General features: G+C 68.3%; 20 protein-coding genes and 1 riboswitch. Of the genes, 11 read left to right on the top strand and 9 right to left on the bottom strand.

Annotation, left to right across the window (positions count from 1 at the left end; all coding sequences use genetic code 11):
* The first annotated feature begins 36 nt into the window (after nt 1-36).
* From AC1DNG_RS08140 to AC1DNG_RS08130, 3 genes are all read left to right on the top strand, one after another.
* Nucleotides 37-489: a hypothetical protein gene (locus AC1DNG_RS08140; RefSeq protein ID WP_476857340.1), complete on the top strand. Its 453-nt coding sequence runs from the start codon at nt 37-39 to the stop codon at nt 487-489.
* Between the two features lie 173 nt (nt 490-662).
* Complete coding sequence (locus AC1DNG_RS08135) at nt 663-1,214, top strand: dihydrofolate reductase family protein (protein WP_476857339.1); 552 nt, start codon at nt 663-665, stop codon at nt 1,212-1,214.
* A 49-nt stretch (nt 1,215-1,263) separates the two neighbouring features.
* Entirely contained in the window at nt 1,264-1,887 is a 624-nt protein-coding gene (locus AC1DNG_RS08130) for a LysE family transporter (protein ID WP_230008202.1), read from the top strand.
* 64 nt (nt 1,888-1,951) lie between these two features.
* On the opposite strand, the gene AC1DNG_RS08125 is transcribed toward AC1DNG_RS08130, so the two are convergent.
* The 6 genes from AC1DNG_RS08125 to AC1DNG_RS08100 all read right to left on the bottom strand — a co-directional run bounded on the left by AC1DNG_RS08125 (nt 1,952) and on the right by AC1DNG_RS08100 (nt 8,648).
* On the bottom strand, nt 1,952-3,559 hold the full coding sequence (locus tag AC1DNG_RS08125) for an acyl-CoA synthetase (RefSeq protein WP_476887098.1): 1,608 nt from the start codon (nt 3,557-3,559) through the stop codon (nt 1,952-1,954).
* Nucleotides 3,560-3,601: 42 nt separating this feature from the next.
* The gene (locus AC1DNG_RS08120) at nt 3,602-4,981 is read right to left on the bottom strand and encodes an MFS transporter (protein ID WP_476887097.1); all 1,380 of its coding nucleotides are present in this window, start codon (nt 4,979-4,981) and stop codon (nt 3,602-3,604) included.
* A gap of 44 nt (nt 4,982-5,025) precedes the next feature.
* A complete protein-coding gene (locus AC1DNG_RS08115) occupies nt 5,026-5,481 on the bottom strand; it encodes a MaoC family dehydratase (RefSeq protein WP_018774069.1) in 456 nt (151 codons plus the stop codon).
* 84 nt (nt 5,482-5,565) lie between these two features.
* On the bottom strand, nt 5,566-6,810 hold the full coding sequence (locus AC1DNG_RS08110) for an acyl-CoA dehydrogenase family protein (protein ID WP_476871732.1): 1,245 nt from the start codon (nt 6,808-6,810) through the stop codon (nt 5,566-5,568).
* A 7-nt stretch (nt 6,811-6,817) separates the two neighbouring features.
* Nucleotides 6,818-7,711, bottom strand: coding sequence for an amidohydrolase family protein (locus tag AC1DNG_RS08105; RefSeq protein WP_476887096.1), 894 nt, complete (start codon nt 7,709-7,711; stop codon nt 6,818-6,820).
* A gap of 1 nt (nt 7,712) precedes the next feature.
* Entirely contained in the window at nt 7,713-8,648 is a 936-nt protein-coding gene (locus AC1DNG_RS08100; RefSeq protein ID WP_476887095.1) for an SDR family NAD(P)-dependent oxidoreductase, read from the bottom strand.
* A gap of 124 nt (nt 8,649-8,772) precedes the next feature.
* On the opposite strand from AC1DNG_RS08100, the gene AC1DNG_RS08095 reads away from it, so the two are divergent.
* The 4 genes from AC1DNG_RS08095 to pabB all read left to right on the top strand — a co-directional run bounded on the left by AC1DNG_RS08095 (nt 8,773) and on the right by pabB (nt 12,552).
* A complete protein-coding gene (locus AC1DNG_RS08095) occupies nt 8,773-9,252 on the top strand; it encodes a MarR family winged helix-turn-helix transcriptional regulator (RefSeq protein ID WP_476887094.1) in 480 nt (159 codons plus the stop codon).
* Between the two features lie 49 nt (nt 9,253-9,301).
* Nucleotides 9,302-9,841 carry an NUDIX hydrolase gene (locus AC1DNG_RS08090; RefSeq protein ID WP_476887093.1) on the top strand — a complete coding sequence of 180 codons (540 nt, stop codon included), beginning with the start codon at nt 9,302-9,304 and terminating at the stop codon, nt 9,839-9,841.
* Nucleotides 9,842-9,916: 75 nt separating this feature from the next.
* Nucleotides 9,917-10,489 carry a low molecular weight protein-tyrosine-phosphatase gene (locus tag AC1DNG_RS08085; RefSeq protein WP_230008328.1) on the top strand — a complete coding sequence of 191 codons (573 nt, stop codon included), beginning with the start codon at nt 9,917-9,919 and terminating at the stop codon, nt 10,487-10,489.
* Nucleotides 10,486-12,552, top strand: a complete 2,067-nt coding sequence (gene pabB / locus AC1DNG_RS08080) for an aminodeoxychorismate synthase component I (RefSeq protein WP_476887092.1) — start codon at nt 10,486-10,488, stop codon at nt 12,550-12,552. Before AC1DNG_RS08085 ends, pabB begins: the two co-directional genes overlap by 4 nt.
* Nucleotides 12,553-12,575: 23 nt before the next feature.
* Here pabB and cls read toward each other — a convergent pair whose 3' ends face one another.
* Entirely contained in the window at nt 12,576-14,051 is a 1,476-nt protein-coding gene (cls, locus tag AC1DNG_RS08075; RefSeq protein WP_374706716.1) for a cardiolipin synthase, read from the bottom strand.
* A gap of 93 nt (nt 14,052-14,144) precedes the next feature.
* Here cls and AC1DNG_RS08070 point away from each other — a divergent pair, with 93 nt between their 5' ends.
* A complete protein-coding gene (locus AC1DNG_RS08070) occupies nt 14,145-15,113 on the top strand; it encodes an aminodeoxychorismate lyase (protein ID WP_476850762.1) in 969 nt (322 codons plus the stop codon).
* Between the two features lie 72 nt (nt 15,114-15,185).
* Here the strand turns inward: AC1DNG_RS08070 and AC1DNG_RS08065 are convergent, their stop codons facing one another.
* Nucleotides 15,186-16,139 (bottom strand): ATP-grasp domain-containing protein, encoded by a 954-nt coding sequence (locus AC1DNG_RS08065; protein WP_230008542.1) that lies wholly within the window; start codon nt 16,137-16,139, stop codon nt 15,186-15,188.
* A 318-nt stretch (nt 16,140-16,457) separates the two neighbouring features.
* Nucleotides 16,458-16,571: riboswitch (SAM riboswitch) on the top strand.
* 27 nt (nt 16,572-16,598) lie between these two features.
* Between AC1DNG_RS08065 and AC1DNG_RS08060 the strand changes: the two genes are divergently transcribed.
* The 3 genes from AC1DNG_RS08060 to AC1DNG_RS08050 are packed head-to-tail and all read left to right on the top strand — an operon-like array spanning nt 16,599 to nt 18,532.
* Complete coding sequence (locus AC1DNG_RS08060) at nt 16,599-16,907, top strand: DUF1737 domain-containing protein (RefSeq protein WP_230008543.1); 309 nt, start codon at nt 16,599-16,601, stop codon at nt 16,905-16,907.
* Entirely contained in the window at nt 16,904-17,323 is a 420-nt protein-coding gene (locus AC1DNG_RS08055) for a rhodanese-like domain-containing protein (protein ID WP_476850764.1), read from the top strand. The genes AC1DNG_RS08060 and AC1DNG_RS08055 overlap by 4 nt, the downstream gene beginning before the upstream one ends.
* Nucleotides 17,324-18,532 (top strand): O-succinylhomoserine sulfhydrylase, encoded by a 1,209-nt coding sequence (locus AC1DNG_RS08050; protein WP_230008211.1) that lies wholly within the window; start codon nt 17,324-17,326, stop codon nt 18,530-18,532.
* Between the two features lie 35 nt (nt 18,533-18,567).
* On the opposite strand, the gene AC1DNG_RS08045 is transcribed toward AC1DNG_RS08050, so the two are convergent.
* Nucleotides 18,568-19,752 carry a glutamate--cysteine ligase 2 gene (locus AC1DNG_RS08045; RefSeq protein WP_476857325.1) on the bottom strand — a complete coding sequence of 395 codons (1,185 nt, stop codon included), beginning with the start codon at nt 19,750-19,752 and terminating at the stop codon, nt 18,568-18,570.
* Nucleotides 19,753-19,798 lie beyond the last annotated feature (46 nt).

Below are 19,798 nucleotides of genomic sequence, written 5' to 3'. Positions count from 1 at the left end.
GCCCGGAAGCCCGGGCCCCAGCAAAGGAGTTTCACCATGGCAAAGATCAACAAGACCACCGCGGGCATCATGCTCGCTGCGGTGATCGGCGGCGGCGCCATCGGCGCATCGGCCATCCCCGCGATGGCTGCCGATTCCACCGGCAGCTCGTCCTCGACCCAGGCCACCGACGGCTACGGCATCGGGGGCCAGCGCGGCCCGCACCAGGCCAACGGAAAGACGGAGGAGGTCCTCACCGGCGACACCGCCACGAAGGTCGAAGCGGCGGTAAAGGCCGCCCAGCCGGATGCGGCGATCGAGCGGATGGAGACTGACGCCGACGGCGCCACCTACGAAGCCCACATCACGAAGGCGGACGGCACGCGCGCCACTGTCCTGCTGGATGCGAACTTCACGGTGACCGCAACCCAGGAAGGCCAGGGCGGCCCCGGCGGCGGCCATGGCGGCCCCGGGGACACCGCCACGGATGGCTACACGTCCAACGGCTAACCCTTAGCGGGTCTTGGGCGCGCTCCTTGCACGCCCAAGACCCGCGATGCTGGCGGCACGGCCGGCCTCCGGGGCGTTCGCCGTCGAGTTGCCGGCAGCCATTCCCTGCTTCCGGGTCTGCGGATAGGGTGCATTAGATATCTGGACTGGAGACCCACGGCAAGGAGAAACCCATGCGCAAATTGACGGCCGGCCTTTTCTGCTCTGTGGACGGCGTGGTTGAAGACCCGTTCAAGTGGCAATTCGACAGCTTCGACGAAGAGCTCGGTGCCGGGATGGGCGAGATGATGGGCCGGATCGACACTGCGCTCCTCGGCCGCGTGGGCTACCAGCAATGGGCAGAATACTGGCCCAACGCCGAAAGCGACGCGGACTTTGCCGGATTCATCAATCCGCTGCCGAAATTTGTCGCGTCCAGGACCCTGACAGGCGAGCTGGATTGGCAAAATTCACGCCTGATCGAGGGCCCGCTGGAAGACTTCGTCGCGGCCCTGAAGAACAGCGACGGCGGTGAAATCGGGATCTTCAGCAGCATTTCGCTGGTCCACCAGTTACTGTTCGCCGGGCTGCTCGACACCTTGATGCTGATCGTCCATCCCGTGATCGCCGGCAGCGGGCGGCGGCTGTTCAACGACGGCGATGCCCTCACCCGGCTGGAGCTGCAGTCGTCCCAGCAGACCAGCAAAGGCAACATGATTCTCAGCTACGGCCTCAGCCGCGACTGACTCCCGTCATCAATCGGACCCGCCACGGCCGGGACCGTAAACTTACCTGGTGCAACCCTCCCTTTGGCTGGCCCTGGCCGGCGCCGGCGTCCTGATCAGCTTCACTCCCGGCGCGGGCGCCATCAACACCATGAGCAACTCCCTGAACTCGGGATTCCGCCGGTCCCTTTGGGGCATCCTGGGCCAGCAGGCCGCCCTCGTTGTGCACATCCTGATCGTGGCCCTCGGCGTCGGGGTGCTCGTGGCGAGCTCACCGGTTGCCTTCAACGTGATCCGCTACGCCGGCGCCGCCTACCTGGTCTACCTGGGCATCCGGCAGTTCCTGCACAAGCCGGACCTGGACCAGGAGAAGGCCGCGGCCCTGCGCAACGAGCCGGGCCTGTCCATGTTCCGCCGTGGCCTCTGGGTCAATCTGCTCAACCCCAAAGCCGTGGTCTTCTTCCTGGCCTTCATGCCGCAGTTCATCCGGCCGGAGCAGCCGCTGCTGCCTCAGTACGTGGTCCTGGCCGCTACTGTGATCGTGATCGACGTGGCGGTCATGTGGTTCTTCTTCGCGGCTGCGGCCCGGTCCTTCCAGCGCTTCACCCGCGACGCCCGCGGACAAAAGGTCCTGAACCGGACGTTCGGCGGGCTCTTCGTCGGCGTCGGCGTCCTGCTGGCCGCAATCCACTAGGCACCGCGGCCGCCGGCGTCCCGGCACCGGCGGCCGGCTCACCGTCCGGGACCGGGGGCCACCGTCAGACGTGGCCGGGCGCCAGCTTCCGAAGGTCCGCTTTCCGGCTCTTGCCGCTCGCTGTCCGGGGCATCTCGTCCACGAAGACGACGGATTTGGGGATCTTGTACCTCGCCAGCCGGCCCTCCAGGTGGGAGCGCAGCTGTTCTTCCGTGAGCCGGGCGCCCTCCCGCAACAGCACCACGGCCCGCGGCACCTCGCCCCATTTCTCGTCCGGCACCCCGATCACCGCGACGCTTCCGACGGCGTCGAGCTCGGCGATCGCCTGCTCCACCTCGGCGGGATAGATGTTCTCCCCGCCGGAGATGATCATGTCCTTGAGCCGGTCGGAGATGAACACGAAACCGTCCGGGTCCTTGTAGCCCATGTCGCCGGACTTGAACCAGCCGTCCCCTGTGTAGGAGTCCGACGAGGCCTCGGGCCGGTTCCAGTACTGGTGGATGACGTTGGGACCCTTGATCTGGATCTCCCCCACCATTCCGGGCGCAGCGGGCCCGGACGCCGGGTCGACGGGATCGGCCACCCGGACATCGGTGAAGAAATGCGGCAGTCCGGAGGACCCGGCCTTGTCCCGGGACCTCGCCGCCGGCAGCGTAGTGGCGCCCGGTGCCGTCTCGGTCATGCCGTAGCCGTTGGAGAAGCGCAGCCCCCTCCGCTCGTAGGCTTCCAGGACCCGCATCGGCACCGCGGATCCGCCGCAGGTCAGTTTGTTCAGCGAACTGAGGTCCGTGGCGTCCCAGTCCGGGTGCTCGCACAGCATCTGGTAGGTCGTGGGCACCCCGCTGATAGTCGTTGCGCGGTGCTGCTGGATCAGCTCGAGCGTCCGGCGGGGATCGAACTTGGCCTCCAATATCACGGTGCCACCTTTGAGGAGCGTGGGCAGGACGCCCATGTCCAGGGAGGCGACGTGGAACATCGGGGAGATCATGAGAGCCACGTCGGTGGAGGCAAAGTCGAAATCGACCAGCACGTTGATGCAGTTCCACGTGATGTTGCCGTGGGTCAGGAGCGCGCCTTTGGGGTTTCCGGTGGTTCCGGAGGTGTAGAGGATCATGGCGGCGTCGTCCAGGCCCACGGGCTCGTCCGGCGCCAGCGCCGCACCGGACGCGATGACGGCCTCATACGCCTCCACGGCGGTTCCCCGGCCAGCGCCGCCGTCGGGCAGCGTTGAATCGGGCAGCGTTGAATCGGGCAGCGTTTCGGCTGGCACTGTTGACTCGTCGACGACGATCCGCGAACCCACGGCGGTCTCCGCCGAGCCGCGTTCCGCGAGCACCGCGAGCGCCTCCGAGTGGACCAGCACGACAGCGCCGCTGTCCCGGAGCTGGAACTGGATCTCGGGCGGGGCGAGCCGGGTGTTCAGCGGGACGAAGACCGCCCCGGCCAGGCCGGCGGCGAAGAGGGTCTCCAGGAAGGAGGGATCGTTTTCGCCCAGGTAGGCCACCCTGTCGCCTTTTACTACGCCGCGGTCCCGAAGGGCGTTGGCGAGCCGGGTGGAACGATCCGCGAGCTCGCTGTAGCTGAGACTGCGTTCCCCGGCGATGATTGCGGTCTTGGTGCCCGACTTCGGGCGGCGCCGTTGCAGCCACGAGCCGATGCCAAAATTCTCCACGGAAAATCCTTTCTAGTTAGACGGTAGCGCCAGCGGGCCTGGTTAGGACCGGACAGTCTGCAGATCGTTGTTCTTGGGCTCTCGCGTCAGCAGGATGAAGACGATCGACACGACGGACATGATGGCCAGGTACCAGACCACGGCGGCGGTGTCCTGTCCGGAATCCTTGAAGATCTGCGCCACGATGCCCGGCGTGAATCCCGCGCCGAGGAGCGTGGCGAGCTGGTAGCCCAGCGAGGCGCCGGTGTAGCGCGATGTGGTTCCGAACTGCTCGGACACGAACGCCGCGAGCGGGCCGAACAGGGTGGAATGGATCATGAGGCCAACGGCGAAGGCCACGAAGATCAGCCCGATGTTGTTGGAGGACAGGAGCTGGAACATCGGCGTGAGGTAAAGGATGAAGAGCACCAGGCCGCCGATCATGACGGGCCGCCGTCCCAGCTTGTCGGAGAGCCGGCCGCCCATGATCACGAAGGCGATGGACACGAAGGAGGCGGCCGCGAAGGCGTAGAGAACGCCCTGCCGGTCCGCACCCTTGGACACGGCGTAGGTCACGGAGAACGTGGCCAGCACCACCTGGAGCGCAAACCCGGCCGCGCCGGCCAGCATGGTGAAGATCAGGGTCTTGGGCCGTCGCAGGACCTGCAGGAGGGGAATCTCGCGGCGCACCGGCGCGCTGCCCGGCACCGTCCGCTGGGTGTTGTCCCGTTCGGCCTGTTCCCGTTCGGCTTTCTCTTGTTCCATTGCCGCCTTGAAGATGGGGCTTTCGGAGACCTTGAGCCGGACGAACATGCCGATGCCGAGCAGGACGAAGGACAGCAGGAACGGCACGCGCCAGCCCCAGGCCAGGAACTGCTCGTTGGGCAGGGCCGCGAACGCGCCCATCACCAGGGTGCCCAGCACCGCGCCGGTGGGGGCGCCGGCGTTGACGAACGAGGCCGCGAAGCCGCGTTTGCCCGATTCCGAGTGTTCAAGCGCCATGAGGGCGGCGCCGCCCCACTCCCCGCCGACGGCAATGCCCTGGCAGACCCGGAGGATCACGAGCATCACGGCACCCCAGGCTCCGGCCACCGCGGCGCCGGGCACCAGCCCTATCAGGGTGGAGGCGATGCCCATGACCAGCATCGAGACAATCAGCATGTTCTTGCGTCCCAGCCGGTCGCCGAAGTGGCCGAAGATGATGCCGCCGAGGGGCCGTGCCACGTAGCCGGCGGCGAACGTCCCGTACGCGGCCACCACCCCCACCCATTCGTCCGCGCCGGAGAAGAACACCTTGGGAAAGACCACCGCGGCGGCCGTGGCATAGAGCAGGAAGTCGTAGTACTCGATGGTGCTGCCGAGATAGCTGGAGGCAATGACGGTCCGTGCTTCACGGCGACGCGTACCCGCGTCCATGGCCTGCAACTGCGAAATTTGGGACATCGTTGTTCCTTATGGCAGAGGGGATGGTGAAGGGGTGTGGCGGTTTACTTGTAGAAGCGGGCGAGGAACTCGGCCACGACGGCCGGGCGTTCCTGGCCTTCGATCTCGATCGTGTTGGCGACCTTGATCTGGGCGCCGCCCTTGACCTCGGTGACTTCCGCGATGGTGGCCCGCATGCGGATGCGCGAACCCACCTTGACGGGAGAGGTGAAGCGGACCTTATCGAGGCCGTAGTTGACCTTGGTGGTGACGCCGTCGACGTCGAACAGCTCGCCCCAGAACGGGATGATGAGCGAGAGGGTGAGGAAGCCGTGGGCGATCGGGGCGCCGAACGGGCCGTCCTTGGCGCGTTCCGGGTCCACATGGATCCACTGGTCGTCGCCCGTGGCGTCGGCGAACTTGTTGATCTGTTCCTGGGTGATTTCGCGGTAGTCGGTGACGCCGAGGTCGGTGCCGGCGAGGGTGAGGAGTTTGTCGAAGTCGACGACGAGGTTGGGCATCTTTTGCTCCTGTGATGGTTTGGATAAGTTGAACGAGGGGGCGGGACGCGACGACGGCGGAACACCGTCAGCGGGTAAAGAGCGTCAGTGGGTGAAGGCGCTGTGGCCGGTGAGGGCCCGGCCGACGATCAGGGCATTGATCTCGTGGGTCCCCTCATAGGAGTAGACGGCCTCGGCATCGGCATGGAACCGTGCGACGTCGGCCGCGAGCGTGATGCCGTTGCCGCCCACCACTTCGCGGGCCAGCGCCACGGTCTCGCGCATCAGCAGGGAGGTCTGCATCTTGGCCAGGGCCGAGTCCTGGTCCCGGTAGATGCCCTTCTCCTGCTGTTCGGTCAGCCGGACCACCAGGGACAGCGCCGAGGTGACGTTGCCGAGCATCCGGGCGAGCTTTTCCTGGACGAGCTGGAAGGACGCGAGCGGGCGGCCGAACTGCCGGCGCCCGGAGACGTAGCGCAGCGCGGCTTCGAAAGCTCCTGCCGCGATGCCGGCGGCGATCCACGCGACGTCCGAGCGCATGGCCCGCAGCATCGCCGCCACGTCCCGGAACGAGTTCACGTTGTGGAGCCGCCTGGCCTCGGGGACGCGGACGCCGTCGAGGGTGATGTGGGCGTTCTGCATCATCCGCAGCGCGGTCTTGCCGTGGATCTTCTCCAGGGTCACGCCGGCCGCCTCGCGGTCCACGAGGAAAGCCTTGACCTGGCCGTCGGCGACGTCGCGGGCGAAGACGGCCAGGACGTCGGCCGTTGCCGCGCCGCCGATCCAGCGCTTGGCGCCGTCCAGGACCCAGGTGTCGCCGTCCGGGCCGGCCTCACGCCCCTTTTCCCTGCGTGCCGTCGTCGCGAGTCCGCCGGCGATGTCGGAGCCGGATTCCGGCTCCGTCAGCGAGAAGACGCCCTTGAGCGAGAAGTCGATGACCCTGGGCATCCATTCGGCCTGCTGTTCCGCGGAGGCCCCGACCCGGATGGCGGTCCGGAACAGCCCGGCCTGGGCCGTGTACCAGGTGGCCAGCGAGGCGTCCGTGCGGGCGAGTTCGAAGATCCGGAAGCCCTGGTAGATGCCCCGGGCCGGCGTCTGACCCGCACCCGGGGCGCCGGTCAGTTCCGCCGGTTCCATGAGGTCCAGATCGATCAGCGGCCGCGCGAGCTGGTCCGGGAACTCGCCGCGCTCCCAGTAGTCGGCCAGGAGCGGCCGGGCCTGGGTGTCCAGGAACTCCCGCAGCCGCCCCAGCACTTTCCGCTCCCCGTCGGCGAGGAGGGATTCGGCGTCGTAGTAGTCGCAGACGCCGTAGAGGCGCTCCTGGGCTGTTGTCTGGGGCGCGGTTTCCACGGACACCTCAGCCACCGAGCCCGAGCAGGCGGACGGCGTTGTGCTTGAGGATCTTGGGCCGGACCTCGTCCTTCAGCGGCAGGTCCGCGAAGGCGCCCAGCCATTTCTGCGGGGTGATGAGCGGGAAGTCGGTGCCGAACAGGACCTTGTCCTGCAGGACCGAGTTGGCCATCCGGACCAGGGACTCCGGGAAGTACTTCGGGGACCAGCCGGAGAGGTCGATGAACACGTTGGCCTTGTGCGTGGCGATCGAGTTGGCCTCGTCCTGCCACGGCACCGAGGGGTGGGCCATGATGATTTGCAGCTCCGGGAAGTCCGCGGCCACGGCGTCGAGCAGGAGCGGGTTGGAGTAGGCCAGTTTGATGCCGTACCCGCCCGGGAGCCCGGCCCCCATGCCGTTCTGTCCCGTGTGGAAGATGGCCGGCAGGCGCAGTTCCTGCAGGGTTTCCCAGAGCGGGTAGAACTGCTCGTTGGAGGGGTCGAAGCCCTGCAGGCTCGGGTGGAACTTGAACCCGCGGGCGCCGAGGTCGATTGCCTGGTGCTTGGCGCCCTGGATCGCCTCGGCGCCGGTGCGGGGGTCCACGCTCCCGAAGGGGATCAGGACGTCGTTGTTCCGCGCCGCCCCGGCAATGAGGTCCGGGATGCTGTTGGGCTCGTGCTTGAGCTGGGTCCGGGCGTCGACGGTGAAGACGACGGCGGCCATGTTCAGTTCGCGGTAGACCTCGGCGATCCGGTCCAGCGAAGGGCTGCGGTCCTCGGCCTTGAAGTACCTGGCGGAGGCCTCGGTCAGGGCTGCCGGAAGGGACTCGTGGCCGTGGCCGTCCACTTCGAGGTGGACGTGCATGTCGATCGCATCGAGTGAGGCGGCGTCGATGCCGGGTTCGTAGCGCTGGGCAGCCATGTCAGCGGACCTCCGCCGGTTCGGGCTGCAGTTCCGCCGGCAGGGGCAGGAAGTCCTCGCCGACGCTTTGCAGCTTGTCCCCGAAGAGTGCGCCGAAGTTGTCCACGAGATCCTGGTAGCCCCGGCCGCCCTCGCGGTATTCGGTGGCGGCTGCCTCGGGGTGGGTCCAGAGTTGCAGCCGGTCACCGCCCGCTCCGATTGCCTGGCCGGTGACGCCGGCGGCAGCGTCGGAGGCCAGGAAGGCCACCAGCCCGGCGACGTCGCCGGCCGTGCCAAACCCGAGGTCGTGGCGGAAGAAGGCCGGCATCGCCTCGCCGCGCTCGTCGGCCTCGACGGCCTTCTGGAAGTACGGGACGGTCTTGGTCATGGCGGTGGCGGCCACGGGAATGACGGCGTTGGCGGTGACGCCGGCTTTCTTCATTTCCAGCGCCCAGGTGCGCACCATGCCCACGATTCCGGCCTTCGCGGCGGCGTAGTTGGTCTGGCCGAAGTTGCCGCGCTGGCCCGTCGGGGAGCCGATGGTGATGATGCGGCCGGGAATGCCGTGCTCCTTGAAGTAGCCGAAGGCCTCCCGGGCGCAGGTGAAGGTGCCGCGCAGGTGGACGTTGATCACGGCGTCGAAGTCCTCGTCCGTCATCTTCAGCAGGCTCTTGTCCCGCAGGATGCCGGCGTTGGTGACCAGGATGTCCAGCCGGCCGAACTCCGTGACGGCCGCCTGCACGAGCTTCTTTGCGGCGTCGGAGCTGCCCACCGGGGCGACGACGGCGGCTGCGCGGCCGCCGTCGGACTGAATCGTCCGGACAGCGTCGGCGGCGACCTCGGCGTCCACATCGTTGACGACGACGGCGGCGCCCTGGCGGGCCAGTTCCCGGGCGTAGGCCAGGCCGAGGCCCCGTCCGCTTCCGGTGACGATTGCTACTTTTCCTGACAGGCTCATTGCCGCTCCTTTGCTAGCTGCCTTGTGCATCCGGCCCCGCGGCGTGGGATGCTGTTCTGTATCCATGAAAATATGGATAGTTGAAAAAGTCAACGATTTATTTTTTGGACTATTGGAGTTGGGCATGGCGACCGAAGTTGACGACGGGCCGGGCACCGAGCCTGCGGAGAAGCTCACGGCGGCAACCATCAGCCTGGACGCGGGTTTCCTGCTGGCCAAGCTGCATGCCGGCGGGTCGGTCCTGAACAACCGCGCCCTGGCCGTGTTCGATCTCAAGGAGCGTTCCTATTCGGTGCTGGCCCTGGCCAACAGCGGGCTGGAACCAACGCAGCGGGAGATGGCCGAGTTCCTCAGCCTGGACCCGAGCCAGATTGTCGCCCTGATCGACGAGCTGGAGAAGCGCGGGCTGGTGATCCGGGCGCCCGGGAAGCTGGACCGGCGCGCCAAGATTGTTTCCTCGACCCCGGAGGGGGAAGCCCTCTTCCGGCGGGCCGAGGCCGCGGCGCGGGACGCGGAATCCGCCGCCCTGGCCGGCCTCAGCGCCCCGGAGATCGCAACCCTCAAGGGGTTGCTCCGCAAGGCGCTGTGGGGGCCGGCGGCCTGATCGCGGCCGCTCAAGCACTGGGGGAATACCCTTGGGGCAGGAGGGAGCCATGACCGTTCGCAGCGCCGGCCTTCTGCTGTACCGGCTAAGGGGTGCATCACCGCCCGGCGGGGCGCCGCCATCCGGCAGCACACCGCAGCTTGAGCTCTGGATAGCCCACATGGGCGGACCGTTCTGGGCCCGCAAGGACTCCCGCGGCTGGTCCATCCCCAAGGGGGAATACCTCGCCGACGAGGACCCCCTGGCGGCGGCGCACCGCGAGTTCGCGGAGGAAATCGGCACACCGGCACCCGCCGCCGACTACCACCGGCTTGGCGACTTCCGCCAGCCCTCCGGCAAGATCATCACGGTCTTCACGGCGGAAGCGGACTTCCGGCCCGAACGCATCGTGAGCAACACCTTCGAGCTGGAGTGGCCGAGGGGATCCGGCACGATCGGCAGCTTCCCCGAGATCGACCGCGCGGAATGGACCGCCGAGCCCGCAGCCCGGTCCAGGCTGGTCAAGGGCCAGCTGCCGGTCCTCGACGCGCTGGTCCGGCACCTCGGGCTGGAGCCGGCCGCACCCGGGCCCGGGCATGACAAAAACTAAAAGTCAGTTGACATTTTTTGTAATACTTCGCGGGGGCCAGCTAGCCAAGAGGCCCGGGATCGTTCATGCTTAGCTATGACCTCAATGTCGAGCCAGTACCGGATCATCGCGGTCTGCACCGGAAACATCTGCCGGTCCCCGATGGCGGAACTTATGCTGGCGGAGGCATTCCGGGCCGAGCGCCTCACGGGGGCCGTGGTCGATTCCGCCGGCACCACCGCGTATGAGGCCGGCCGGCCCATCGATCCCCGGGCAGCGCGCAAACTCACGGCGCAGAACATCGCTTCGGACCGCCACGTGGCGCGCGAATGGCGGCCCGAATGGTTCGCGAGCCGGGATCTGATCCTGGCCCTCGACGTCGACCACTACGGCTGGCTCCGGCAGGCAGCACCGGACCGGGTCTCGCTGGCAAAGATCCGCATGCTCCGCAGCTTCGACCCCGCCGTGGCGGACAAGGACCCGCTGGAGCAGGGCATCGAGGACCCGTGGTACGGCGGCCACACCGACTTCGACACCACCTGGAACCTCATCCGGGCCTCCCTTCCGGGGATTGTGCAGCACGTACGCACCGAGCTTGGGCGGCAGGACGGGCAACATCACGGCAGTGATCAAGCCACTGCACAGCAGCCGGTACGCTCTATTTCATGAGCCCCGCACCCGTCATCATCGCAATCGACGGGCGCTCCGGCTCCGGCAAGACCACCCTGGCCATCGAACTGGCGGCGCGGCTGAGGGAACACCACAAGGTCTCGCTCTTCCACCTCGAGGACATCTATCCCGGCTGGAACGGGCTGGCGGCGGGGATCGAGCGCTACGTCACCACCGTGCTTTCGCCCTTGCGGCGCGGGGAGAACGCGGAATGGGTCAGCTGGGACTGGGCACGGCACTACGACGGCGAGGCCCGCACCACACGCCCGGCCGAAATCGTCCTGGTGGAGGGCGTCGGTGCCGCCGCGGCGGCCGCAGTGCCCCTGCTGGACGCCGTGATCTGGGCGGACTCCTCCGACGCGGACCGCCGGGCCCGGGCGCTGGCCCGGGACGGCGACACCTACGAACCGTTTTGGGACCAGTGGGCTGCGCAGGAAGCGGAGTGGCTGGCGGCCGATGACGTCCCGGCCCGCGCGGATCTGCACGTGCTCAACCTGGCGGACGGCACCGCCCCGGACGACGTCCTGCAGGCCCTTCAGTACCTTCCCGCCGTCGCCCCTGCCCTGCTGCCCGAACTCGCCGCCCGGCGCGGGCTGCAGTTGCTGGCAGAACGGATCCAGGCCCGGCCCGAGGCCGGGCAGCTGTTTGCGGCGCTCTTTGGCGGTTCACCCAACGCCGTATGGCTCGATTCCTCCCTGGACCCGGCAGGACTGGCCCCGGGGGCCGCGGAGCGGAGCCGCTTCAGCATTTTGGCCGACGACGGCGGCCGCTTCGGCCAGGCCGTCCGGCACAGTTCCGGACGGACCCGCGTCAGCACGGGCCAGGCCACCGTGACCACCGATGGCCCGTTCTTCCGCTGGCTCGACGGCGTGTGGGGCCGCCGCGCGCTCCGCGCACCCGAAGCCTACCCGTGCGAGTTCACCCTGGGCTGGCTCGGGTACCTCGGCTACGAGCTCAAGCGCGAAACCGGCGGGAACGACGTCACCGCCGCCACCCCGGACGCCTGCCTGATCTTCGCCGGCCGTGCCGTGGTCCTTGACCATGCCGAGGGCACTGCCTGGCTGCTGACCCTGGACGCACCCGACGCCGGGGACTGGCTTCAGACGGCACGCACGGCCGTCACCGCGGCCGCGTCGGCGCAAGCGGCCGCTCATGCCTCCCCGGCCCAGCGTGTCAGCGCCCCGCAAACCACCGCCCCGCGCTTCGCCGCCCGGGACACGGAAGCCGGCTACAAGGCGAAGGTCACCGAGGCCCAGCGTGAGATCGCGGAAGGAAACACCTACGAGGTCTGCCTGACCACGGTGCTCACGGCCGCCTCGCCCGCGGGGCCTCACGGCGTGGATCCGTGGCCGGCCTACCTGGACCTGCGGCGCCGGAACCCGGCCCCGTTCGCCAGCTTCCTGCGGTTCGGCGGGCTCGCCGTTGCGAGCACGTCGCCGGAGCGGTTCCTGCAGATTGCCGCGGACGGCAGGATGCGGGCCGAGCCGATCAAGGGCACGCGCCGCCGGGACACAGATCCAGGCACGGATGCCGCCCTGCGCCAGGAGCTGGAGTCTTCGGCCAAGGACCGGGCGGAAAACATCATGATCGTGGACCTGTTGCGCAACGACTTGAGCCATTTCGCCGTCCCGGGTTCGGTGGCCGTCAGCCGGCTGTGTGCGATCGAGAGCTACGCCACCGTGCACCAGATGGTGAGCACCATCGATGCCCGGCTGCGGCCCGGGATGCCGCGGGCCGAGGCGGTTGCGGCCTGTTTCCCCGCGGGTTCGATGACCGGCGCCCCGAAGGTCAGCACCATGGCCATCCTGGACCGGCTGGAGGCCGCGCCGCGCGGCGTGTACTCCGGGGCGATCGGCTACTTCTCCCTGAACGGGGCCGCCGACCTCGCCGTGGCAATCCGGACCCTCGTGGTCAGCGCCCTCGGCGAGGGTGCCGCGGAACTGAGTCTCGGCGTCGGCGGCGCTGTCACCGCCGACTCGACCCCGCAGGAGGAGTACGACGAAATCCGGACCAAAGCGTTCGGCGTCCTCTCGACGCTCGGCGCCGGGTTTCCCACGGGCTGAGTCGGCTGTCCCGCCGGCCGCGGCTACTGCAGGGTGGCCGTCAGCCGCGCGACGTTGTCCACGTATTTGACGCCCATCGGACGTTTCATCCAGTCCTCGAGCGTAAGTTCGCGCGAAATGCCCCGGTAGGTGTCCTCCACGGCGCTGATCCGCCGCACGATGTCCTCCCCCAGGAGCATCACCGAGACCTCCAGGTTCAGCGAGAAGGAGCGCATGTCCATGTTGCTGGAACCCAGCACGGCAACGTCGTCGTCGATCGTGAAGTGCTTGGCGTGCAGCACGAAGGGGGCCTTGTAGAGGTAGATCCGCACCCCGGCTTCAAGCAGCGCCTCATAGTAGGACTGCTGGGCGTGGTGGACCAGGAACTGGTCGCCTTTTTCCGAGACGAAGAGTTCGACGTCGACGCCGCGCTGCGCCGCCGTCGTCACCGCATACAGCAGCGAGTCATCAGGGACGAAGTACGGGCTGCAGATCGAGATCTTGCGCTGAGCCGAGTAAATCAGCGTGTTGAAGAGCCGCAGATTGTTTTCGGTGATGAAGCCGGGGCCGCTGGGCACCACCTGGGCGGTGATGTTGCCGGCGTGCAGTTCGGGCCGGTGCGCGAGCTGTTCCTCAATGGATTCGTCGGTCTCGCTGAGCCAGTCCGTGGCGAAGACGACGTTGAGCGTGGTGACGATCGGTCCACGCAGGCAGGCCATCAGCTCGACCCATTCGCGGCCGATCTTGCGGTGCTTGGGGTTGTTGTAGGAGGGCTCGATCAGGTTCTGCGATCCGGTGAAGGCGATCTCGCCGTCGATCACCATGATCTTGCGGTGGTTGCGCAGGTCCGGTCGGCGCCACTGCCCCTGCAGCGGGTTGAGCGGCAGCATGGGCCGCCAGCGGATCTTGCTGGCCTTGAGCCGGGCGATCAGCTTGCGATAGCCCTTGATGCGAAGCGTGCCAAGGTGATCGAACAGGACACGGACCTCGACGCCGCGCTCGGCGGCCTCTTCCAGCGCAGTCAGCAGATCGTCCGTGACGTGGTCCGAGCTCATGATGTAGAACTCGGCGTTGACGAAGGACTTTGCGCCGCGGACCGCCTCGGCCATCGCCTTGATGGAGTCGGGGTAGCCGGGCAGCAGCTCCACTTGGTTGCCGTCCACCATCGGCAGCGAGCCCAGCGTCTTGTTCAGTTCCGCGGCGGAAGCCACCCATTCGGGTCCGGCGTAGCGGCTTTCCAGCATCGCCAGTTCCGAGGTCCCGGCGCGCACTCGGGTATTGACCGCGTCCTGCTGCGCGCGGCGCTTGCGGGAGAGCCGGAAGTTGCCGAACAGCAGGAACAGGAGCAGGCCGATGGTCGGCACGATGAAGATGCCCAGCAGCCACGCCATCGCGGTGGTGGGCCGCCGGTTTCCGGGGATGATGCCCAGTGCCAGCACTCGGATGGCGAAGTCGATCACGGTCAAAATCAGAATCGCCCAGGACGGTAAAGTCTCCGCCAGCGGAAATGGCCAAAACACAGGCGAACCCCTCAACGTACAAGCCACGCGGAACAGTTCCGAACGGGCAGTGACCAAATCCTATCCCGGGACCACCGAGACTAAGCTTTAGCCATGACCACTCCTGCCCCTGTTCCCGCACCCGCGACCGTTCTGGTCTTCCTCGACCCGGCGTTCGACGGCGGCCGCGTTGCCGACGCGTCGCAGCCGCAGCTGATGGCCACGGACCTGGGCGCCACCCGCGGCGACGGTGTTTTCGAATCCCTCCTGGCCGTCGGCGGCCGGCCCCGCAAGATCCAGGCGCACCTGACCCGGCTGGCGGGCTCTGCCCGGCTTCTGGAGCTGGACATCCCCGCCGAGGACGCATGGCGGCGGGCGGTGGAAACCGCCATCCGCGAGTTCCGGGGGCAGGAACCCGCCGCGGCTGCAACGGGCGGCGCGGAGCAGGACGAGGTGGTGGTGAAGCTGATTGTCACCCGCGGGCCGGAGGGCGCGGCTGCCCCCACGTGCTGGGTCCAGGCCTCCGCCCCGGCGGCCGCGGGACGGCGGCAGCGCGAGACCGGGATCGACGTCATCCTGCTCGACCGCGGCTACGACAGTGAAGTCGGCGAGCGCGCCCCGTGGCTCCTGCTCGGCGCCAAGACCCTTTCCTACGCCGTGAACATGGCGGCGCTGCGCTACGCCCACCGGCAGGGCGCCGACGACGTCATCTTCACGTCCGCGGACGGCAGGGTGCTGGAAGGTCCGACGTCGACCGTTTTGCTGGCCCACCTGGAAACCTCGGACGACGGCGCCGGCGGCGTCCGCACCATCCGGCGGCTCATCACGCCCCAGCTGGACAGCGGCATCCTGCCCGGCACGTCACAGGGCGCCCTGTTCACCGCCGCCAAGGCCGCCGGCTGGGAGCTGGGTTACGGCCCGCTGGAGCCGAAGGACCTGCTGGACGCCGACGCGGTCTGGCTGATCTCCAGCATCCGGCTCCTGGCCCCGGTGAACCACATCGACGGGCAGGAAATCGGCACCCCGGAACTGCGGCGCCAGCTCACGGCCGAACTCAACGCCCTCTTCGCGACCATCGAATAGCAACGCGGGGTCACTTACGGCCCATCCCATGTCCCCGGATGGGCCGTAAGTGACCCCGCGTTGGTGTTGCGCTCACCCCAGGGCGTCCGCGGGCACTGCCGGGCACAGGCGGAACGAGGCCGGGTTGAACGCCGGGAGCATGAACGTTGCGAGCACGGCGTCGAGCATTTCCGGGGCCCAGGTGCTGTTCTCCCCCAGGGTCGCGCAGACACCCAGCACCACGGGCGTTCCGTCGGTGCGGCGGCGGATCTGGACCTGGACCGGCCCGGTCAGCCCGAGCGTGCGGACGGCGGCCAGGCCCAGCTTGCGCACATCCCCGGCCTGGTTCGCCGGCACCCTGCGGCTGACCTCGTCGCTGCCGGCGCGTCCATACGGAGTCCTGGTCTTCTCGAGGACCACCGCCACCGGCGCCATCGCGTTGCGTGCCGGGGTGCCGAACACCAGGCACACATAGTCGGCGCCCGGGATAAATTCCTGGACCAGTTGCCCCGCCGGCATGTTCTTCCAGCTAACGGAGTCGGTTCCGGCCAGCAGGTGGATCCCATGGGAGCCTTTGAAGACCCGCGGCTTGACCACCACGGGGCCGCTGAGGCCGGCGAGGGAAGCCGGCGCGGCGGCGAGGTCGCCCGGAACCGCGAACCGGGGCACCGGGATGCCGGCGGCTTGCAGCGCCCAGGTGGTGAATAGGTGGTCGTTGGCGAGGGCCACCGCGGCGGGGTCGGCCACGATGATCCGCACGTCCTGGGCGAATCCGGCGCGGGCCGCGGCCAGGACCGGGAGTTCCACGGTGAGGGTCGGAATGATGACGTTGATGGCTTCGCGGTCCACCACCCGGCGCAGGTCCAGGACCATGTCCGGGTTCGTCGCCGGCAGGAGCCTGACCGCGGCGGCGGGAGCCTCCCCGGCCTGGCGGGTGTCGGCACGGGCGTCGGAGCCGAGGTACGGGAGGCCCCGGGCTTCGAGCTGGGCCGCGACGGCCCGTCCGGCGGCGCTTGTAATCCCGGTAACGAGTATGCGCGGGCCCACGATTGCTCCATTCCGCCGTCACCGGCCGGACCGCGGCTGCGGCTCCGACCGTTCCAGCCACCGATTCCCAGACAGCTTGTTGATGGACAGACGAGTCGATTCCGGGACTGCTTGATTCACACATTGCTCGAATCACCTGCAGCTCCGGCCGACTCGTCGGACCTAATCCCCCCAGTAAACGGCGAAACGTCCCGGCAGACACGAGTGGGCTGTACCCGAAACTGGAGCCCGCCACTACTCGCCCGGGCCGCGGTCCGGTTACGGAACATGACGACGGCGGCGGTGCGGGCCGGCGTCGCAGGTGTTACGTTTTTGGGGAGTAATGAGAACCGGTGCCAAGCCCTGACTGGCCGGTCGGCAACCCTCCCTTTCGCGGCGGGGTGCCTCAGGTGAATACTCGGCAATCGAGAATTCGAGCTGCAAGCGTGAAAGAGGAGATCCGTCGTGACCGACACGTCAATACCCACAACAGCCGCACCCGGCACAGCACCCGGTACCGCACCCGGGGGCGAGGAGAGGCTGGCCTACCGCCTGTTCACCGGGGCGGATGACCGCGCCTTTTGCGAGCGGGTGTCAGCCGCCCTGGCCGAGGGCTACGTGCTGCATGGAAGCCCCGCCGCCAGCTTCAACGGAAGCACCGTGATCGTGGCGCAGGCGCTGGTCCTGCCGGCCGCGATTGCCAGTGCGGACGCCGCCGTGGCCAATGCGGTTGATGAGCTCGACGCCGACGAATTTGGCGCCGACGGGGCCTTCGCGGGCCACGCATGAGCTACGCCGGAGACCTCAGCCCGCAGGAGGCGTGGGCCAAGCTGGAGGCCGGAGCCATCCTGGTGGATGTCCGGACCGAGGGCGAATGGGCCCACATCGGCATCCCGGACACCGCGGCCGCGGGCGAGAGCCGCAACGATCCGCTCTTCATCCAGTGGAACCTCGCCGGCGGCACGCCGAACCCGCACTTCGTGGAACAGCTAAGGCAGCAGGCGCCGGAGGACACCGCCGTCGAACTGGTGTTCCTTTGCCGTTCCGGTGCCCGGTCGATCGCGGCCGCGACGGCCGCGACGGCCGCCGGCTACACCTCGTACAACGTCCTTGAGGGCTTCGAAGGCGAGACCGACCGCTTTGGCGAACGCACCGTCAATGGCTGGAAGAACCGCGGCCTGCCCACCAACCTCGGAAAGATCTAAGTGACTTTCAATCCCGACGCCGCCGGCTGGGCGGCCGACACCCAGGCCGTCCGTGGCGGCCTTGACCGCACCGGCTTCCAGGAAACCACCGAGCCGATCTTCCTCAACTCAGGATTCGTCTACGAGTCCGCAGCTGCCGCCGAGCGCGCCTTCACCGGTGAGGACGAGCGCTTCGTCTACTCCCGCTACGGCAACCCCTCCGTCGCCACCTTCCAGGAGCGGCTCCGGCTGCTCGAGGGAACGGAGGCGTGTTTCGCGACGGCGTCCGGCATGTCCGCCGTCTTCACCGCCCTGGGCGCGCTGTTGGCGGCCGGCGACCGGGTGGTCGCGGCCCGCTCGCTGTTCGGCTCGTGCTTCGTGATCCTCAACGAAATCCTGCCGCGCTGGGGTGTCGAGACGGTCTTCGTGGACGGCCCGGACCTGGAGCAGTGGAAATCCGCGCTGTCCGAGCCGACCACGGCGGTGTTCTTCGAGTCGCCGTCGAACCCGATGCAGGAAATCGTGGACATCGCCGCCGTGAGCAAACTGGCGCACGCGGCCGGCGCCACGGTGGTGGTTGACAACGTCTTCGCCACCCCGCTGCTCCAGCGCTGCGGCGACCTCGGCGCGGACGTGGTGGTCTACTCCGGCACCAAGCACATCGACGGCCAGGGCCGCGTCCTGGGCGGGGCCATCCTGGGCACCAAGGAATTCATCGACGGGCCCGTCAAGCAGCTCATGCGGCACACCGGTCCGGCCCTTTCGGCGTTCAACGCCTGGGTGCTCACCAAGGGCCTGGAGACCATGGCCCTGCGCGTCAACCATTCCTCGGCCTCCGCGCTGCGGCTGGCCGAATGGCTCGAGGGACAGCCTGCGGTCGGCTGGGTAAAGTACCCGCTGCTGCCGTCCCACCCGCAGTACCCGCTCGCAGTGCAGCAGATGAAGGCCGGCGGGACCGTGCTCACCCTGGAACTGCAGCCCTCCCCCGGGCGCACGGCGAAGCAGGCCGCGTTCGCACTCCTGGACGCGCTGCGGATCATCGACATCTCCAACAACCTGGGCGATGCCAAAACGCTCATCACGCACCCGGCCACCACCACGCACCGCGCGATGGGCCCGGAAGGCCGCGCGGCGATCGGGCTCAGCGACGGCGTGGTCCGGCTCTCGGTGGGCCTGGAGGACGTCGAGGACCTGATCCGCGACCTCGGCCAGGCGCTCAAGCAGGTCTAGGGCATCCCGCACCCGCAAGTGTTGCGGGCTCCCGGTCAGGCCGGGCGCAACCGGCCCAGGGCCGAACGATTGTCTGCCGGCCCCTCGGCGACGGGCCCCTCGGTGGTCAGTTCGATGGCCCGCTCGACGACGGCGGGCAGGCCGCCGGCCCGGAACGGGCCGCGCTGCAGCTGCGAACCGGTGCCCTCTGCCAGAATCCGCTCGACGCCCTCGCGCGCCAGTTCCAGCTCGCCCTGTTCCTCAAGCACCGGGGCCACGAAGTCCACGAGCGCCCTGACCACGTCCGCGGCCGGGGCCGGGGTGAAGGTTCCGAAGTCCAGGAGCTCCCCGCGCAGTCCGCAATTGCTGGCCTGCCACGCGGCCATCCGCAGCAGCAGCGTGGGCACCGGGGCGGGATCGACGCCGTCGTCCCATTCCCGCGCGGCCGACTCCACGAGGGCGCGCACCAGTACGGCAATCAGGGCAGCATCCTCGGCCCGCAGGCAGACATCCGCGACCCGGATCTCCACGGTGGGATGCTGCCGGGCCAGCCGCGCGTCGAAATAGACCATCCCCTCATCCATCAGGACGCCGCTTTCGACCAGCCGGGTGACCACGCGGCGGTAGACGGGCAGGCTGCCGAAGATCATCGTGGGACCCGAGCCCGGCCAGCGGTTCCAGGCCTGGGTGCGGTAGCTTTCGAATCCGGTCTCGGCCCCGTTCCAGTAGGGGGAATTCGCGCTGAGTGCTATCAGCACGGCCAGCTTGTCGCGGATCCGGTCCATTACCGCCACGCCCTCCTCCGGAGACTCCACAAAGGTGTGGACGTGGAGGCCGCAGGTCAGCTGGTTCCGGACGGTGAGCCCGAAGCGCTGCTGCATGGTCATATAGCGCGGATTCGGCGTCAGGTGGGTGGCTGAGCCTTGGGGCGACGTGGCCAGGGCCGCGACCCGGCCGCCGTGCGCCCGGGCGGCCTGGTCCGCAAGGGACCGGCCACGCCTGAGCTGCCGGAGCAGTTCCGTGTATTCCAGGCACGGATGCGTCTGGGTCTCGATCTGTTCGAGCTTGAGCTCGTAGCTGAAGTCGGCGCCTTCGTGGACCGGTTTCTGTGCCGGGAGAACCCTGGCGGCTTCCTGTTGCGGCGGCACCAGACTCGGCAGCATGAGGTCAGCGAGGGCAAGCAGCATCCCCGATTCGGGGTCCACTATCAGCAGTTCTTCCTCCACGCCGAAGGTGCGCATGAATCTATTGTGCGTCAGGATCCGCCGAAACGCCCCACACCAACGC

The organism is Arthrobacter sp. 01T425, from assembly GCF_056398725.1.
This window is presented reverse-complemented; position numbering and strand designations above follow the sequence as displayed.

Bases quoted from the DNA above. Each gene is read 5' to 3' on its own strand.
- AC1DNG_RS08105 (WP_476887096.1), bottom strand. From the start codon at position 7,711: ATGGCTGCCCAGCGCTACGAACCCGGCATCGACGCCGCCTCACTCGAT.
- AC1DNG_RS08115 (WP_018774069.1), bottom strand. From the start codon at position 5,481: ATGCCCAACCTCGTCGTCGACTTCGACAAACTCCTCACCCTCGCCGGC.
- AC1DNG_RS08135 (WP_476857339.1), top strand. From the start codon at position 663: ATGCGCAAATTGACGGCCGGCCTTTTCTGCTCTGTGGACGGCGTGGTT.
- AC1DNG_RS08070 (WP_476850762.1), top strand. From the start codon at position 14,145: ATGACCACTCCTGCCCCTGTTCCCGCACCCGCGACCGTTCTGGTCTTC.
- AC1DNG_RS08045 (WP_476857325.1), bottom strand. From the start codon at position 19,752: ATGCGCACCTTCGGCGTGGAGGAAGAACTGCTGATAGTGGACCCCGAA.
- AC1DNG_RS08100 (WP_476887095.1), bottom strand. From the start codon at position 8,648: ATGAGCCTGTCAGGAAAAGTAGCAATCGTCACCGGAAGCGGACGGGGC.
- pabB (WP_476887092.1), top strand. From the start codon at position 10,486: ATGAGCCCCGCACCCGTCATCATCGCAATCGACGGGCGCTCCGGCTCC.
- AC1DNG_RS08085 (WP_230008328.1), top strand. From the start codon at position 9,917: ATGACCTCAATGTCGAGCCAGTACCGGATCATCGCGGTCTGCACCGGA.
- AC1DNG_RS08095 (WP_476887094.1), top strand. From the start codon at position 8,773: ATGGCGACCGAAGTTGACGACGGGCCGGGCACCGAGCCTGCGGAGAAG.
- AC1DNG_RS08120 (WP_476887097.1), bottom strand. From the start codon at position 4,981: ATGTCCCAAATTTCGCAGTTGCAGGCCATGGACGCGGGTACGCGTCGC.
- AC1DNG_RS08090 (WP_476887093.1), top strand. From the start codon at position 9,302: ATGACCGTTCGCAGCGCCGGCCTTCTGCTGTACCGGCTAAGGGGTGCA.
- AC1DNG_RS08140 (WP_476857340.1), top strand. From the start codon at position 37: ATGGCAAAGATCAACAAGACCACCGCGGGCATCATGCTCGCTGCGGTG.
- AC1DNG_RS08055 (WP_476850764.1), top strand. From the start codon at position 16,904: ATGAGCTACGCCGGAGACCTCAGCCCGCAGGAGGCGTGGGCCAAGCTG.